This is a genomic window from Stutzerimonas stutzeri (assembly GCF_024448895.1).
GTDB classification, from domain to species: domain Bacteria; phylum Pseudomonadota; class Gammaproteobacteria; order Pseudomonadales; family Pseudomonadaceae; genus Stutzerimonas; species Stutzerimonas stutzeri_Q.
In genome coordinates this window covers 16,497-31,862 of sequence record NZ_JAMOIC010000011.1, presented here as the reverse complement: position 1 = coordinate 31,862, position 15,366 = coordinate 16,497, and the positions used below count along the sequence as shown (strand labels likewise).

Here is a 15,366-nt window from a genome sequence, read left to right as displayed (position 1 = left end):
ACAACTTAATAAATAGAGGCACTTTAATATTCAAATGATATTAAATAGTGGCCATATAGCGGTTTCAGCGCCTATTTGAATTTCGTGTTCTTTTAATGGCGCCAATTTCACTTCAAAAATTAATAATCGATCTATATAAAGCTATCCACGCGATGCCGACGGCCGTATGTCGATCTCGTGTTGCTTGGTGGCGTTATAGATCGGTGCCCTCGCTAGCGTATGAGCTCCGGAACGCCTCCGTACTTTTTAAAGGGTTGAAAGCCCTTTGTAGTATTAAGTCTCCGGAGATCTTATGTCCGTTAACACCGCAAACACTGCGTCGCCTCGCGGCATTCTGCGCCTCGCATTGCTGAGTGCCATGATTGGATTGACCCTCGTCCCCCATCAGGTACACGCAGCAACTGCCTCGTCAGCAACTATCAATATCGCTGCAAGCGCTCAGGTTAATAACTTCACCACGACCGAGTGGCTGAAAGGTACTTGGCGAGCGTCTGCTGGCTTTTCGATTCCGGCCACCGCACAAAACAAGGCGGCATTCAAGAAAGGCGTCCAAGTCAGGCTGGCGGACGGGCAGGTACGCTCCATCAAAGCCGTGTACTTCTCGGGCGCTCACATGAGTGCAGTGTTGTCAGGCTCGACACTCAACGCGTCGAAAACCGGCTATCCACATTCAGTAGCCGCGTTGTCGAGCGGCCAAGTACAGGCTCCGGCCGTATCGCCCGCTGCAAAACCAGCAGCCAGCGTCAGCAACTCCGCTCACAGCAGCGCCATCAACAACTACACGAATAATGACTGGCTGAACGGAGTCTGGCGTAAATCCGCCGGCTTCTCGATTCCGGCCAACAGTGCCAATGCCGCGGCATTCAAACCCGGCGCGTCCGTCAAGCTGCACGATGGACAGGTCCGCAAGATTACGGCCATTTACACCTCTGGCAAAAACATGAGCGTGATGCTGGCCGGTGGCAACCTCGGTGGTAATTTCGGCCACCCGAACAAGCTCTACGCCGCGACGCCGTCCACTGCTGCGCCCAGCACCCCAAGCACTCCTGCGGCACCAAGCGCACCCGCCGCACCGGTTGTCAGCGCCCCAAGCACTCCTGCTCACAAGCCGTCCATGACGGTCGCGCTGAACTCGTTCAATGGTAAAGATTTCCTAGGTGGTATCTACCTGAGCTCGCCAGGCATCTCGATCCAGAACACTGAAGCCAACCGAGCGGCCTTTCATAAAGGCGCACAGGTTCGCTTTGCTAATGGCCAGATCCGCACAGTCAAAACGACCTATCGCTTCGGCGGGAACATGACCGTCCTGTTGGATGGTGCTCAGGTCAACGGCAGCGAGGTTGGCTACCCACGCACCATTTCGGTCAGCAGCACCGGCTTCAACAGCCAGCCAGCGGCCGGTACGGGTAACACCACCAGCCCCGCTGATGCGGCACCTTCCAACCCGATCAACCTGATCGGAATCAACCTCGCCGGTGCGGAGTTCGGTGCCGGCGATGCTCTGCCTGGCAAGTACACCATCCACTACATCTACCCGGGCGAAGCCGACTTCAAGCGCTACGCCAACCTGAACATGAAACTGGTACGGCTACCGTTTCGCTGGGAGCGGATTCAGCCGAAGCTGAACACAGACCTCAACAGCGCCGAAGTGACTCGCCTGATGACAGCTCTGGATCATGCGAAGAAGCACAACATTCAGGTCATCCTGGATATGCACAACTACTACCGCTACTACAACAAGCTGATCGCATCCCAGGACGTACCTATTACTGCCTTCGCTGACAGCTGGACCCGTATTGCCCGCAAGGTCGTCAACCATCCAGCCGTCTACGGCTATGGCTTGATGAACGAGCCGCACGCTACTAACGGCAAATGGCCCGCCGCTGCTCTGGCTGCCGCACAGGCTATCCGCAAGGTCGACTCACAACGTTGGATCTACGTGGCGGGTGATCGCTGGTCCAGCGCCTTTCATTGGCCCTCGCACAATATCCAGCTGATCAGCGATCCGTGGATGCGCGATGCCAAGAACAATCTGGTTTATGAAGCGCACCTGTATCTCGACGCGGATTACTCCGGAAAGTACAAAGATGCCAAGGCCGTCTATGACCCGATGGAGGGCGTAAAACGCGCCAAGCCCTTCGTGGAGTGGCTGAGCAAGTACAAGCTGCGCGGATTCATCGGCGAGCACGGAGCACCTGATTTCTCACCCTCGGCCATTGTCGCTACCGACAACCTGCTGAAGTATCTGAACCAGAACTGCATCCCCAGCACTTACTGGGCAGGTGGTCCCTGGTGGGGTGAGTATGCTCTGGCACTGGACGTGAAGAGCGGCAAGTCACGGCCTCAGTTGCCAGTGCTGCTCAAGCATGCGGCGAACAAGTCGTGCGGAACGATAGGCCCGCTGCGATAACCCACAAGCTACGCCCCTCCATCAGAGGGGCGTTTTTTTGTCAGCCCGCAGCAAGTCCGTCGAAGACCTCGGGCACGAGTGCAGCTTCGCCCTTCTCATCCAGACGCTGACGATGCGTGGTTTCGCCTTCAAGCATTTTCCGCAGACGCGCACCCCGTTCGGTCAGAACGAAATTTTCTCCGTTGCCCCCTTCTTCCTCCGGGCGCGTGAGCATGAAGCCACCCTCGAACAACAGGCTTTCATAGTTCTGCGCTTCAGCCTTGAGCGAATCCATGTTTGGCATTGGCTTGCCCGCCTCCTCCATGGCCAGCGCATGTTCGTCGGCATACTGGCGAGGCGCGAAGGCTTCATTGCCGGGTTTCTGCGCTTCCAGTAGCAGGCGCAGCATCAGATCCCAGTCATACGTCATGTCCGTTCTCCCGTTGCTGGCCATCGCTCAGGGACGATGGCTCTTGCTATTCCGACCCCGCGCAGGGAGGCATGGTTCGATCGCGTGCATCCCGCAAGGGCTGAACTAAAGCGCTTCGGTGGTGATCCACCGTTCATGCCCAGAGAAGGAGCGCACCCATGAAATACCTGATGATTCCCCTTACGGCGGTACTGCTGGCCAGCCAGCCGGTATTCGCGCAATGCACCACGGACCAGGTCAACGCAAAGGCTGAAGAACTGGCCGAACGCGTAAATCAGCTGACCGAGAACGATCCGAAACGAGCAGCAGAGATCAACGAAGAACTGAGGGAGATCGAGGTCAAAAGGACCGCTGAGCAGCTTGGCGATGAGTGCGAAGCCTACGACAAGCGCCTGAAGCAGGTTGAGCAGGCGGAAAAGGATGCCGACATTGCTCCTGCGAAAGAGCGTTGATTCAGCTGGTCCGAACCTGAAGGGGTAAAAAGAAAGGGTAGCGTGGCGCTACCCTTTTTTGATGCATTACTCGGAGGCCGGTTTCTTGCGCCGTAGCGGCGCCATACCGTCCTGACTCACCAGCTCCGAAGGCGCCTCACGCTTGGCATTCTTCGGGCGCTTGGCGGTCGGCTTGCTTGCTGGCTTGGCCTTTTTGTCCGCAACCTTTTTCTTGTCGTCTTTTTTCTTCTTGGTGCCGGCCGCTTTGCCCGACGCCTTCAGATTCTTCGGGCCGCCATAGCTGCCTTTCAAACCCTTGATGACCCGGCGCTCGAACCGCTGCTTGAGGTAGCGCTCGATGCTGGACATCAGATTCCAGTCGTTATGGCAGATCAGCGAAATGGCCAAGCCTTCGGCGCCAGCGCGACCGGTACGGCCGATGCGATGCACGTACTCATCGCCCGAGCGCGGCATGTCGAAGTTGATCACCAGATCCAGCCCTTCGATATCCAGCCCGCGCGCTGCAACGTCAGTGGCGACGAGGACCTTCACACCGCCCTCTTTCACCCGGTCGATGGCCAGCTTGCGATCTTTCTGGTCCTTGTCGCCGTGTAGCACGAACGCCTTGACGCCCTCGGCTACCAGCCGGCCGTAGAGGCGATCTGCCTGTACCCGTGTGTTGGTGAAGATCACGGCTTTCTTGTAGGTCTCGTTGGCCAGCAGCCAGTGGATGAGCTTTTCCTTATGCTCGGTGTTTTCTGCGGTGATGATCTGCTGACGGGTGCCTTCATTGAGCTCGCTGACGCGATTGAGCTGCAGATGCAGAGGGTCACGCAGAACCGCAGCGGTCATCTCGCGCAATGCCGCGCCACCGCTGGTGGCTGAGAACAGCAGGGTCTGCTGGCGTTTGCCGCATTCACCAACCAGGCGCTGCACGTCGTCGGCGAAGCCCATGTCCAGCATGCGATCCGCTTCATCGAGGATCAGCAGCTCCACGTCCTTGAGAATCAAGGTGCCGGCGTTGAGGTGTTCAATCATCCGCCCTGGCGTGCCGACGAGAATGTCCGGTACCTTGCGCAGAATGGCTGCCTGCACCTTGAAGTCTTCACCGCCGGTGATCATGGCCGACTTGATGAAGGTGAACTGCGAGAAGCGCTCGACTTCCTTGAGGGTCTGTTGAGCCAGTTCGCGGGTCGGCAGGAGGATCAGCGCGCGTACGTCGGTACGCACCACCGCATCACCGATCAGCCGGTTGAGCATTGGCAGCACGAACGCCGCGGTCTTGCCACTGCCGGTCTGCGCCGTCACTCGCAGATCCCGCCCTTCGATGGCCGGAGGAATAGCCGCCACCTGCACGGGTGTCGGCTCGACGAATTTGAGTTCGGCGACCGCCTTGAGCAGGCGTTCATGCAGGGCGAATTGGTCAAACAAGGGTGACACCTCAAGCAGATCGAAAAAACGTCGCATAGATTAACGCGTCCAGCCGCCGGAGTTGCGGCTTTGTGCAGCGCAACCTGACGTGCTGGCTCATGTCGACTGAGGAATGTACAGGCACGGCTCGCCTGGACAGGCCAGCATATATCGAAGGAGCAGTAGGCAGCGCCGATTGCCTACACTCAGGGTTGCTGCGGCTCACAGGTCAGCTTGATCCGTAAGCGAATCACATCGCGCTTGAACTTGGCGGTCATCGGCTTGCGCTCGCCGGCTGCAAGAGCTGTACGCCGGGTACGTGGCACCTCTGGTCCGTTGCGGAAGACCGCGGTGCATTCGACCGGTCGATCGCCGAAGTTCTGTAGCACCAGCCCTGCCATGTCGCGATCTATGGTCTCCGTGCTAGCCAGCACTTCCGTGCCGTTGAGCTCTTGCTCCAGCTCCACTGGATAGCTGACGGCCAGAGCACTCAGTGGGATGATGGCGAGCGAAACGAGCGCGGCGATGCAGATTCTTTTCATTTTTGTGCAGGCTCCTCGTGAAGGCGTGCCAGCGTATCAGACAGACGCGACAGGAAAACAATGGAATGAAAGTGCCACGTGTGACCCTCGATCAATGGCGAACGCTGCAAGCGGTCATCGACCATGGTGGTTTCGCCCAGGCCGCCGAGATACTGCATCGCTCCCAGTCCTCGGTCAGTTACACCGTTGCACGCATGCAGGAGCAACTGGGCGTACCGCTGCTGCGTATCGACGGCCGTAAAGCCGTGCTGACCGATGCAGGCGAGGTGCTGTTGCGCCGCTCCCGGCAGTTGGTCAATCAGGCCGGTCAACTCGAAGAACTGGCGTATCACATGGAACAGGGCTGGGAAGCCGAAGTGCGCCTGGTCGTGGATGCCGCGTACCCCAGCGCAAAACTCATACGCGCGCTGACGGCCTTCATGCCGAAGAGCCGCGGCTGCCGGGTGCGGCTGCGCGAGGAGGTGCTCTCCGGAGTCGAGGATGTACTCAAGGACGGCACGGCAGACCTCGCAATAAGCGGCCTGGATATCACCGGCTATCTCGGTGAGGAGTTGAGCACCGTCGAATTCATCGCCGTCGCCCACCCCGGCCATTCACTGCATCAGTTGCAGCGCAAGCTCAGCGTTCAGGACCTGCAGAGTCAGATGCAGGTGGTAGTGCGCGATTCCGGTCAGCGTCAACCGCGTGACAGTGGCTGGCTGGGTGCCGAACAACGTTGGACCGTGGGTAGCCTCGCCACCTCGGCCGCCTTTGTCAGCAGTGGGCTGGGCTTTGCCTGGCTGCCCCGACACATGATCACGCGCGAGCTCGATGAAGGCGCGCTCAAACCATTGCCATTGGTCCAGGGCAGCGTCCGTCGGCCATTGTTCTACCTTTACACTAACCCCGATAAACCGCTTGGACCGGCCACGCAGATTCTCATCGACCTGATCAGAACGTACGATGCCCAGACGCAATCGCCCGTTCGCCCCGGTTGAATCAGCCAATCATTGCTTGAACGCCTGACCGGGCGCCATTCATCCAGCCCGCACGAACGGGCAGACCAGACTTACTCAACCAGGAACGCATCATGAAACGACTCGTACTCGCCGCCTGTTCGCTACTGCTCGCTGGCAACCTGCTTGCTGCAGAGAACCCGCATGTGCTGCTCAACACCAGCATGGGCGAAATCGAAATCGAGCTGGAAGCCGAAAAGGCACCGATCAGTGTGGCCAACTTCCTCAGCTACGTTGAAAGCGGCTTCTATGACGGCACCGTTTTCCACCGGGTGATCCCCGGTTTCATGGTTCAGGGCGGTGGTTTCAACGAAGGCCTGGGCCAGAAGAAGACCGGCGAGCCGATCAAGAACGAGGCCGACAATGGCCTGCACAACGTGCGTGGGACGCTGGCCATGGCCCGCACGCAAAGCGTCGACTCGGCAACCAGCCAGTTCTTCATCAACCACCGTGACAACGATTTTCTCGACCACGGCACGCGCGATTTCGGCTATGCAGTGTTCGCCAAGGTGGTGCGCGGCATGGATGTGGTTGACCAGATCGCCCAGGTGCCGACCGGCAACCGCAGCATGATGCAGAACGTACCGCTGACTCCGGTAAAGATCGTTTCTGCGAAAAAGCTTTAAGCGGTCAGTAGGAAAGGAGCCGGGCGGCGGATGGCCGCCCGGCTTGCCAGCTCAAGGCTGACCTGCAGCTGATGAGTCGCGAGCTGGGCATCGACAGCGAGATCGCGTGACCGAAAAAACGCCGCGAGCGGAATTGGTCAGTGTTGCACGCCATCCCAATAGCGGCGCCAGCGCGCCACCATCTCGTCCGGCGCGTCGACGTAGATTTCGCTTCCCAGCTTGAGCGCACCGCTCTGCAACTCGCTACGGCGTTCGGCAATCATCACATCCAGCCGTTCACGCTGCAGGGGCTCGCCAAACAGCTCAGGCTGGTTGTGCATCAGCTGCTGCATCATTGCCAGGTCGTGATCGTCACCGAGCATGTCAGCCAAACGCTTGAGAGTGTCGCTACGCAGCTGCATCAATGTCGGCCAGCCCGGCGTCAGTAGCCGCGTCTGGTACCAATGATCCTTCACTCGCTTGCGCCACTCGTGCAGCTGCGCGTCCCTCAGATCGACCCGCACCTTGGCCAACTCGGCGCAGCCATCGGCATAGGTGCGTTTGACTCCAGTAGCGAACAGATCGAAACCGCTGGCGGCCAGGTTCCAGTGCTCGACGCGCTCACGGAATGACTTGAGCTCGGCTTTCACCTCATCGATGCGTTGATCAAGGCCACTGGTATCTGCCTCTCCCCGCCGCGCGCGATCATAGAGGCGACGCCGGGCCAGCCTGAACGCGTCTTCAGCGAAGGGCTCTGCGAAACGCTGTGCCAGCAGATCCCAGCTCTCCAGCATCGCTGCTGCGTCACGCGACTCGGCGAGCGTTCGACCCAAGTCACGCAGGCGCTGGTTTTCATGCTTGAAGTCGCCGCCCAACGGCTTGCGGACCAATCGCAGCAGCGCGCGCAATTCCTTGAAACGCTTGCGCGCCTGATGCACACCCTCTGCGCGCTCGGTGGGCGAAACGCTCAGCGCCTCGATGGCTTTATCGATGCCCTGCCGGGCCACTTTGCGGATTTCTTCGGCAGGATCCTTAGGACGCAACTTGTAACCCATGACTACTCCCCGAACTGGCCCGCGCCGCTTGCCGAAGGGGCAGTCGCGGGAATCAACCGTAGCGTTTCTTCGCCTCGATGGCCAAACCGCTGCCGATACTGCCGAAGCGATTGCCTTCGACGTGGCGCGCATTGGGCAGCAACCGGGCAATACTCTGGCGCAACGCTGGAATCGCGCTGGAACCGCCGGTGAAAAACACCGTATCGATGTCTTCGTGTTGCAACCCGGCGCTGACCAGCAATTGACTGACATTGCCACGGATTCGTTCGAGCAGTGGATTGATGGCCGCTTCGAAACCGTCCCGAGACAGGCTCGCCTGAAGACCGGCCTCGATACGCGCGAAGTCGATGAGGTAGCGATCACCCTCGGTCAGTTCGATCTTGCCGTGCTCCACCTGCATCGCAAGCCAGTGGCCGGCGCGCTGCTCGATCAGGCTGAACAGGCGGTCGATTCCGGTCGGATCGACGATGTCGTAGCGCATGCTTTGCAACGCCCGCAGCGAAGCGGGTGCATAGACCGCATTGATGGTGTGCCATGTGGCGAGGTTGAGGTGCGTGCTGGTGGGCATCGGCGCATCGCTTTTCATGCGACTGCCATAGCCGAATAGCGGCATGACGCCCTGCAGGCTGAGCTGCTTGTCAAAGTCGGTACCGCCGATGTGCACGCCTGAGGTGGCGAGAATATCTTCCTGCCGGTCATCGATCTGACGGCGCTCAGGGGACAGTCGCACGATGGAAAAATCTGACGTACCGCCACCGATGTCGACGATCAGCACGCGCTCTTCGCGCTCGATGCGAGATTCGTAATCGAATGCCGCCGCGATGGGCTCGTACTGGAACGATACGTCCTTGAAGCCGATCTTGTTGGCTGCCGCCGCCAGGGTCTGCGCAGCTTCCCGATCAGCCTGCGGGTCGTCATCAACGAAGAACACCGGACGCCCCAGCACCACTTCATCGAATGACCGCTCGGCCTCGGTCTCGGCGCGTTGCTTGAGCGTCCCCAGGAACAACCCGAGGATTTCCTTGAACGGCATGGCGCTGCCAAGCACAGTAGTTTCGCTCTTCAGCAGCTTCGAGCCCAGCAGACTCTTGAGCGAGCGCATCAGCCGTCCTTCATAGCCTTCGAGGTATTCGGACAGGGCCAGACGGCCGTATACCGGACGGCATTCCTCCGAGTTGAAGAACACCACCGATGGCAGGGTGTGCTGATCATCTTCGAGCACGATCAGCGGTTCGCTGTCCGGGCGCCACCAGCCGACGGTGGAATTGGAGGTACCGAAGTCGATGCCGCAGGCGCGGGCGGGAGACGGATTGTGCATGGGCGGTCCGGACTACCAAAAACGGCCGCGCAGTTTATGCGAGCCTGCCGGCAAATGCTGGCCAATCGTCGCCTGCTGCTCGAAATGCTCGCACATACCGCGGCGCCGTCAGGCCGCCGCGGTGTCGATCACTCAGGCCAGCGCCGCCTCGGCTGCAGCGGCTGAGTCGGTCATGCCGTCGGTCATGCGCTTGGCGTCATGGCAGAAAGTGCGCGACGCCTGGAACAGGAACACCATGGTCAGTAACAGAGAGCCCGGGATCAGATACATCGCACCATGCAGACCTTCAGCACGGAACACTTCGCTCATTTCGCTGGCGCCTGCGGCCAGCATGGCCGACTCGGCGAAATGATCAGACAGCAGCCCCACTACGACGGTACCCATGCCGCCGCCCAGCAGATACAGGCCGGCAAAGAACAGCGCCATGGCAGTAGCCCGCAACCGCGGCTCGACCACATCCTGAATGGCGGTGTAAACGCAGGTGTAGAAGTTGTATGAGAACAACCAGCCAATGCTGAACACCGCGACGAACACACCCACTTCGATACGGCCAGCCAACAGCGCATAACCGGTCAGGACAGTGGCAATGAGCATGCTCACTGCGGCGAAGATCAGCCGGCCACGAGCAAACCGCTGATGGATCTTGTCAGCCACCCAACCGCCCAGTGTCAGGCCGATCAGACCGGTCAATCCAACAATGACGCCGGTAGCGATAGATGCCTCAACCAGCGGCACCGCGTGATAGCGCATCAGCAACGGCACCATGAATGCGTTACAGGCATAGGTGGCGAAGTTGAACGCCAGCCCGGCCATCACCAACCACCAGAAGGTGCGGATTGCCAGAACCTTGCGGATCGGCTGCTCCACGCGCGCTTGTGACACCTTCACCGTTTCTGCGGCGCCGCGCTGTGGCTCCTTGACGAAAAAGATGAACAGCGCCAGCACCAGCCCTGGCACCGCCGCAATGAAGAACGGTGCGCGCCAGCTACCGAAGTACTCGACCATCGAGCCGATGGTGAAGAACGCCAGCAGCAGACCCAATGGCAGGCCGAGCATGAAGATGCCCATCGCCCGGGCACGTTTGTGCGCTGGGAACAGATCCCCAATCAGCGAATTCGCGGCAGGTGCATAACTGGCTTCACCAATGCCGATGCCCATGCGCACCAGCAGGAAGGACCAGAAGTTCCAGGCCAGCCCGTTGACGGCCGTTAACCCGCTCCAGGCCGTCAACCCCCAGCCCATGATCTTGCGACGCGAGCCAATATCGGCCATCCGCCCCAGCGGCACCCCCGCAATCGCATAGACGATGGTGAACGCGGTCCCGATCAGGCCCAGCTGGAAGTCGTTTAGGTTCCACTCCAGGCGCAGCGGTTCGGCGATGATGGCCGGAATGGTGCGGTCAAAGAAGTTGAACAGGTTGGCCAGAAATAGCAGAAACAGGACGCGCCAGGCGTTCGCGGCTTGGGTGGATGGCTGCATGACGTCGCTCTCGATTTATTGTTATAGGCCGGTCGCCGGGCGACCGATGCTCGGAGCTGACTCTAGAGTTCTATGGCTCGCCTGTCTGTCACCATCACCTGTGCTTATGCCGGACGATGCAACGGCTCAGCGCTGTTGCCACTCCTTCAGCCAACCGAGCCCGGCGGCGGTGTTCGAGCTGTCGGGGTGATACTCGGCGGACAGCCAACCTGCATACCCGACATCCCGTAGCGCTTCGATGAGAGGACCGAACGCCACCGCACCAGTTCCTGGTGCACCGCGGCCCGGGTGATCGGCGAACTGCACATGACCGATACGCTCGCCCAGCAAGCGGATGCCGTCAGCCACGTCCAGACCTTGCCGCGCCATATGGTAGAGATCCAGCTGCGCCTGGCAGTTGGGGTGATCGACACGCGCCAGCAAGGACTGCAGATGCTCAGGGGTGTTGATCAGGAAGCCAGGCATGTCCAGCGGGTTGATCGCCTCGCACACGACCCGGATGCCGAGCAGGGCAAACGCCTCGGCGCTTTTGCGCAGATTGTCCGCGAGGGTTTGCAAGGCCTGTTCTCGGGCGACGCCCTCTTCCAGGCGCCCGGGCAGCACGTTCACACATCCGGGTCTTGCCATGGCAGCATAGGCAAGCGCTTCCTGCAGGGCGGCATCGAACGCCGCCTGCCGCGCCGGGACCGCTGCCAGCCCCGCACCTCCTTGCATGAAGTCTCCAGCGGGCAGGTTGATCAGCACCAGCGGCAGGTCGGCACGTTCGAGCAATTCCTTCAGCTGTATAGCTGGCAGCTCGTAGGGAAACTGGATCTCGACGCCATCAAATCCGGCAACACGCGCCGCCATGATTCGCTCGGCAAGGGGCAATTCGGTGAATAGCATGGAAAGGTTGGCGGCGATCTTCATTTGTCCTGCTCCCGAAACATGTTTACCAGCGTCGATGGATCTTTGCCCAGGTTGCCCTGACTGCCGTGCAGGCGCATCAACTGCGCGGCAAGGCCGGTCATCGGCGTAGCGCTACCCTCTTCTCGGGACAGTTGAACTGCGGTGTCGAGATCCTTAAGCAGGGTGCGCACGTGCCACTTCACCGGCTCGAACTCGCTAAGGGCCATCTGCGGCGCCAGGATCTGCAGCGGTCGGGAGTCGGCGAATCCTCCGGCCAGCGCGGGAGCAATGAGGCTGGCATCGACACCGGAGCGCTCGGCCAGCGCCACGACCTCAGCGATTACCAGCGCGTTGCAGGCCACGATCATCTGGTTGCAGGCCTTGGTCACCTGCCCGGCGCCAACAGCTCCCATATGCGTCAAACGCTGGCCCAGATGCGCCAGCACGGGCCGAACCCGTCCGACGTCCTCGCCGCGACCGCCGGCCATGATCGCCAGGCTGCCCGCCTCTGCACCCGCAGTCCCACCGGAGACCGGCGCATCGACCCAGCGCATGCCGCTTCGCGCCTCCAACTCTGCAGCCATGCTGCGCGTTGCGGCCGGTTCCAGGCTGGAATGATCAACCAGCAACTGCCCCGCCCGTGCCCCTTCGACGATGCCTGTCCTGCCGAATACAACCTCACGCACTACCGCCGTGTCAGCCAGACAGAGCAGAACGATGTCCGCATGGGCACAGAGCTCCGCAGGGCTGCCGGCGTGACGTGCACCCGCCTCGACCAACCGGGCACATTTATCTGGCGAGCGATTCCATACCGTCAACGGGAAGCCCGCGGCAAGCAGGCGGCGGCACATGCGCAGGCCCATTAGGCCGATGCCGGCAAAGGCGATGGATGGCAGTTCGGACATGCAGGGGCTCCTTGAAGGCAGAGCAGAATTCTAGCGCCCCGGCACTGCCGGCGGCCAAGCCTGCATCAAAGCACTTCGCCTTTGTCCCAGAGCCTGACCAGCTCGCCGGGCGCCTGCTCTTCAGGCACCTGGAGGACCATCTCGTCCTCGCGATCGTTTTCCCGAAAGCGCAGCTCAATCTGGTAGTAACGGCGATCACCTTGACCGCTGTTGTCCGACGCGAGCGGCAGGCAGCCTTCAAGCACGGTGCAGATCTGCCCGCGCTGTTGGTCATTGCAGGCGGAAAAGTCGATCTCACGCGGACGACTCAGCGCCTGCATCATCGCAAAACCACCCTGCCTGGATAAGCGGACGGTGGCGTCGCTGCCCAGCGTCGGAAGTTTTTTCATGAGGCCTCCAGCACGCCCACATCTCTCCAGGCCTGGGCCACCGTCAGCGCCTCACCGCTACCTTGGCCGAAGCGCGCGCTAGCTTTATCCACTGCCAACTGGGCGAAGGCGGCGAAATCCGCATCGTTGGCCAAACGCTGATCACACAGGGTGTCGTACCAGATATGCCCGGCCTTCTCCCAGGCGTAACCGCCCAAGGCAGTCGCCGCAAGATAGAAGGCGCGATTGGGGATGCCGGAATTCAGATGCACGCCGCCGTTGTCGTCGCGAGTCTCGATGAAGTCGCGCATGTGGCCGGGTTGCGGGTCCTTGCCTAGCAGCGGATCGTCGTAGGCCGTACCCGGATTGGCCATCGAGCGCATGGCCGAACCTCGCACCTTGTCGGTTAGCAGCTCGGCACCAATCAGCCAGTCGGCTTGATCGGCCGTCTGTTTGAGGCTGAACTGCTTGACCAGCACGCCGAACACATCGGACACCGACTCGTTCAACGCACCGGACTGATTGAAGTAGACGAGGCCCGCCTCGCTCTCGGTGATGCCGTGTGCCAGCTCATGAGCCACGACGTCCAGCGACAGGGTGAAGCGATTGAAGATCTCGCCGTCACCATCGCCGAACACCATCTGCGCTCCGTTCCAGAAGGCATTCTCGTAACCCACGCCGTAGTGCACCGTACCAATCAGCGGAAAGCCGTGGTTGTCGATCGAATCCCGTCCGAACACTTGCCAGAAGAACTCATGGGTCGTGCCCAGCGCATCGTAGGCCTCATCCACCGCCGCATCGGCCACCGGCGGTTGACCTTCGATCCTCGCCAGGACACCGGGTAGCAGCATTTGCTGCTGGGCATCGTGAATGCTGCGTCGCGGCTCCCCTGGCCGGCCACGCTCAGGCAGCACGCTGGCCATCGGCTGCCGGTTGGGCGGGCCAGGATTGTGCAGAAGATTGCGTACATGGGTCAGGGTGCCGAGCGCCCGCTCACGCTGACGCTCAGAGCCGTTATCGATGATACGGCTGAGGATATAAGGCGGAATGAAGCCATGGTGCGAGGTCCGATCGGACATTGAGCCTCCTCTTTACAAGCATGAATACGCCCCGGATCGCCGTAGCTCAACGATTGATCGGCGTTCGGTACATCCTCACGTGAGCCGATGAGCCATAAGGCAGCACGTCAGGACCGTTCGGTTACCTCAGCCGCGTCGGCGCTGATCTGTTGACCGGATGGCTATGGCGCGCTCTATGCACAGCGTGGGCAGGTCAGTCCCGTGCAGGCTTGGAGGCTTCGTCAGTGTCGGCGTGGCCAACCAGCATTCCGTGCCTGGCTTTCAACGCCTGTCCCTCGAATACCAGCGTAGTGGGATCCCGGTCGGTGATTACCGCACCCTCGGAGAGAAGCTCGTCTACGTGCTTTCGCAGCGAGGTAAACCTGCGCAGTTCGTGCTGTTCGTTCATGGCAGCCAGCCTTCTTCCGTATAGGTATGGACTCTAGTGAATGTGAGACACGCATCACGGATCGTTGTTCGATAGGCAGCTGATTCCCAGGCTTGATCTCGGCTCATCCGCGCCCCTGACCGCGGCTCACCAGACGCCGCTTGCTTGCTGGACACCGTCTGCCTCTATAATCCGCGCGCTTTTTCCGCTATTGAACCGGAGAACCACAATGCTGAAGCGCACTCTGGCAGCCGTCACCGGCCTTGCCCTTTCCCTGTCTATTACTACAACACAAGCTGCCGACGCCCTTCGCGTCTCGGCCATCCCCGACGAAGCCCCTACCGAACTGATCCGCAAGTTCGAACCGCTGGGCAAATACCTCGAAAAAGAACTGGGCATGCCGGTGAAATTCACGCCGGTTTCCGATTATGCCGCGGTGGTCGAATCCCTTGCTTCAGATCGCCTCGACCTCGCCTGGCTCGGCGGCTTCACCTTCGTGCAGACCCGCTTGAAGACCGGCGATGCGATTCCGCTGGTGCAGCGCGAGCAGGATCAACAGTTCACCAGCAAATTCATCACCGCCGATCCCGAAGTGAAGACCCTGCAGGACCTCAAAGGCAAAACCTTTGCTTTCGGCTCGGTATCGTCGACCTCTGGCAGCCTGATGCCGCGCTATTTCATGTTGCGCGACGGCATCGACCCTGAGCAGTTCTTCAAGCGCATCGCCTACTCAGGTGCACATGACGCCACCGCAGCCTGGGTCGAAGCGGGCAAGGCCGACGCTGGGGTGCTCAACGCATCGGTGTGGGACAAGCTCGTTGCCAGCGGTAAGGTCGACACCAACAAGGTGCGTGTGATTTCCACCACGCCGCCGTACTACGACTACAACTGGACAGTGCGCGGCTCGCTAGACCCGGCGCTGGCGAACAGGATCAAGAACGCCTTCCTGGCACTCGATCCGGCCAATCCGGAACACAAGGCAATCCTCGATCTGCAGGCAGCCAGCCGCTTCATCGAGACCCGCCCTGAAAACTACAAAAGCATCGAAGAAGCCGCTCGCGCAGCAGGCCTTCTGAAGTGACCCATGGCGCATTGCGCGCCGCCG

The 15,366-nt window shown here is 60.4% G+C and carries 16 protein-coding genes; 5 read left to right on the top strand and 11 right to left on the bottom strand.

Going from position 1 to position 15,366, the window contains the following annotated elements; all coding sequences use genetic code 11:
- The first annotated feature begins 292 nt into the window (after positions 1-292).
- Positions 293-2,410 carry a glycoside hydrolase family 5 protein gene (locus tag NA619_RS14275; RefSeq protein WP_255962507.1) on the top strand — a complete coding sequence of 706 codons (2,118 nt, stop codon included), beginning with the start codon at positions 293-295 and terminating at the stop codon, positions 2,408-2,410.
- A 40-nt stretch (positions 2,411-2,450) separates the two neighbouring features.
- Here the strand turns inward: NA619_RS14275 and NA619_RS14270 are convergent, their stop codons facing one another.
- A complete protein-coding gene (locus NA619_RS14270; protein WP_255962506.1) occupies positions 2,451-2,819 on the bottom strand; it encodes a transcriptional regulator in 369 nt (122 codons plus the stop codon).
- A gap of 158 nt (positions 2,820-2,977) precedes the next feature.
- Here NA619_RS14270 and NA619_RS14265 point away from each other — a divergent pair, with 158 nt between their 5' ends.
- Complete coding sequence (locus NA619_RS14265; protein WP_255962505.1) at positions 2,978-3,271, top strand: hypothetical protein; 294 nt, start codon at positions 2,978-2,980, stop codon at positions 3,269-3,271.
- Between the two features lie 66 nt (positions 3,272-3,337).
- Here NA619_RS14265 and NA619_RS14260 read toward each other — a convergent pair whose 3' ends face one another.
- Together NA619_RS14260 and NA619_RS14255 are read right to left on the bottom strand one after the other, a co-directional pair.
- Positions 3,338-4,681 (bottom strand): DEAD/DEAH box helicase, encoded by a 1,344-nt coding sequence (locus NA619_RS14260; RefSeq protein ID WP_255962626.1) that lies wholly within the window; start codon positions 4,679-4,681, stop codon positions 3,338-3,340.
- A 185-nt stretch (positions 4,682-4,866) separates the two neighbouring features.
- Positions 4,867-5,202, bottom strand: a complete 336-nt coding sequence (locus NA619_RS14255) for a 3-phosphoglycerate kinase (RefSeq protein ID WP_255962504.1) — start codon at positions 5,200-5,202, stop codon at positions 4,867-4,869.
- A 65-nt stretch (positions 5,203-5,267) separates the two neighbouring features.
- Between NA619_RS14255 and NA619_RS14250 the strand changes: the two genes are divergently transcribed.
- Together NA619_RS14250 and NA619_RS14245 are read left to right on the top strand one after the other, a co-directional pair.
- The gene (locus tag NA619_RS14250; protein ID WP_272891775.1) at positions 5,268-6,179 is read left to right on the top strand and encodes a LysR family transcriptional regulator; all 912 of its coding nucleotides are present in this window, start codon (positions 5,268-5,270) and stop codon (positions 6,177-6,179) included.
- Between the two features lie 89 nt (positions 6,180-6,268).
- The gene (locus NA619_RS14245; RefSeq protein WP_255962625.1) at positions 6,269-6,823 is read left to right on the top strand and encodes a peptidylprolyl isomerase; all 555 of its coding nucleotides are present in this window, start codon (positions 6,269-6,271) and stop codon (positions 6,821-6,823) included.
- Positions 6,824-6,960: 137 nt separating this feature from the next.
- Here NA619_RS14245 and NA619_RS14240 read toward each other — a convergent pair whose 3' ends face one another.
- From NA619_RS14240 to NA619_RS14205, 8 genes are all read right to left on the bottom strand, one after another.
- Entirely contained in the window at positions 6,961-7,857 is an 897-nt protein-coding gene (locus NA619_RS14240) for a CHAD domain-containing protein (RefSeq protein ID WP_255962503.1), read from the bottom strand.
- Between the two features lie 52 nt (positions 7,858-7,909).
- Positions 7,910-9,175: an Hsp70 family protein gene (locus NA619_RS14235; protein ID WP_255962502.1), complete on the bottom strand. Its 1,266-nt coding sequence runs from the start codon at positions 9,173-9,175 to the stop codon at positions 7,910-7,912.
- A 132-nt stretch (positions 9,176-9,307) separates the two neighbouring features.
- The gene (locus tag NA619_RS14230; RefSeq protein WP_255962501.1) at positions 9,308-10,654 is read right to left on the bottom strand and encodes a spinster family MFS transporter; all 1,347 of its coding nucleotides are present in this window, start codon (positions 10,652-10,654) and stop codon (positions 9,308-9,310) included.
- A 126-nt stretch (positions 10,655-10,780) separates the two neighbouring features.
- Positions 10,781-11,563 (bottom strand): hydroxypyruvate isomerase family protein, encoded by a 783-nt coding sequence (locus tag NA619_RS14225; protein WP_255962500.1) that lies wholly within the window; start codon positions 11,561-11,563, stop codon positions 10,781-10,783.
- The gene (locus tag NA619_RS14220; RefSeq protein ID WP_255962499.1) at positions 11,560-12,447 is read right to left on the bottom strand and encodes an NAD(P)-dependent oxidoreductase; all 888 of its coding nucleotides are present in this window, start codon (positions 12,445-12,447) and stop codon (positions 11,560-11,562) included. The genes NA619_RS14225 and NA619_RS14220 overlap by 4 nt, the downstream gene beginning before the upstream one ends.
- Before the next feature lie 65 nt (positions 12,448-12,512).
- A complete protein-coding gene (locus NA619_RS14215; protein ID WP_255962498.1) occupies positions 12,513-12,836 on the bottom strand; it encodes a protealysin inhibitor emfourin in 324 nt (107 codons plus the stop codon).
- Positions 12,833-13,894, bottom strand: a complete 1,062-nt coding sequence (locus NA619_RS14210) for a M4 family metallopeptidase (RefSeq protein WP_255962497.1) — start codon at positions 13,892-13,894, stop codon at positions 12,833-12,835. The genes NA619_RS14215 and NA619_RS14210 overlap by 4 nt, the downstream gene beginning before the upstream one ends.
- Positions 13,895-14,087: 193 nt before the next feature.
- Positions 14,088-14,282: a hypothetical protein gene (locus tag NA619_RS14205; RefSeq protein ID WP_255962496.1), complete on the bottom strand. Its 195-nt coding sequence runs from the start codon at positions 14,280-14,282 to the stop codon at positions 14,088-14,090.
- A 208-nt stretch (positions 14,283-14,490) separates the two neighbouring features.
- On the opposite strand from NA619_RS14205, the gene NA619_RS14200 reads away from it, so the two are divergent.
- Positions 14,491-15,342 (top strand): putative selenate ABC transporter substrate-binding protein, encoded by an 852-nt coding sequence (locus NA619_RS14200; protein ID WP_255962495.1) that lies wholly within the window; start codon positions 14,491-14,493, stop codon positions 15,340-15,342.
- Positions 15,343-15,366: the final 24 nt, after the last annotated feature.

Coding starts and splice junctions, on each gene's coding strand:
- NA619_RS14230 (WP_255962501.1), bottom strand. CDS start 10,654: ATGCAGCCATCCACCCAAGCCGCGAACGCCTGGCGCGTCCTGTTTCTG.
- NA619_RS14240 (WP_255962503.1), bottom strand. CDS start 7,857: ATGGGTTACAAGTTGCGTCCTAAGGATCCTGCCGAAGAAATCCGCAAA.
- NA619_RS14265 (WP_255962505.1), top strand. CDS start 2,978: ATGAAATACCTGATGATTCCCCTTACGGCGGTACTGCTGGCCAGCCAG.
- NA619_RS14270 (WP_255962506.1), bottom strand. CDS start 2,819: ATGACGTATGACTGGGATCTGATGCTGCGCCTGCTACTGGAAGCGCAG.
- NA619_RS14210 (WP_255962497.1), bottom strand. CDS start 13,894: ATGTCCGATCGGACCTCGCACCATGGCTTCATTCCGCCTTATATCCTC.
- NA619_RS14200 (WP_255962495.1), top strand. CDS start 14,491: ATGCTGAAGCGCACTCTGGCAGCCGTCACCGGCCTTGCCCTTTCCCTG.
- NA619_RS14215 (WP_255962498.1), bottom strand. CDS start 12,836: ATGAAAAAACTTCCGACGCTGGGCAGCGACGCCACCGTCCGCTTATCC.
- NA619_RS14220 (WP_255962499.1), bottom strand. CDS start 12,447: ATGTCCGAACTGCCATCCATCGCCTTTGCCGGCATCGGCCTAATGGGC.
- NA619_RS14250 (WP_272891775.1), top strand. CDS start 5,268: ATGAAAGTGCCACGTGTGACCCTCGATCAATGGCGAACGCTGCAAGCG.
- NA619_RS14225 (WP_255962500.1), bottom strand. CDS start 11,563: ATGAAGATCGCCGCCAACCTTTCCATGCTATTCACCGAATTGCCCCTT.
- NA619_RS14255 (WP_255962504.1), bottom strand. CDS start 5,202: ATGAAAAGAATCTGCATCGCCGCGCTCGTTTCGCTCGCCATCATCCCA.
- NA619_RS14205 (WP_255962496.1), bottom strand. CDS start 14,282: ATGAACGAACAGCACGAACTGCGCAGGTTTACCTCGCTGCGAAAGCAC.
- NA619_RS14275 (WP_255962507.1), top strand. CDS start 293: ATGTCCGTTAACACCGCAAACACTGCGTCGCCTCGCGGCATTCTGCGC.
- NA619_RS14235 (WP_255962502.1), bottom strand. CDS start 9,175: ATGCACAATCCGTCTCCCGCCCGCGCCTGCGGCATCGACTTCGGTACC.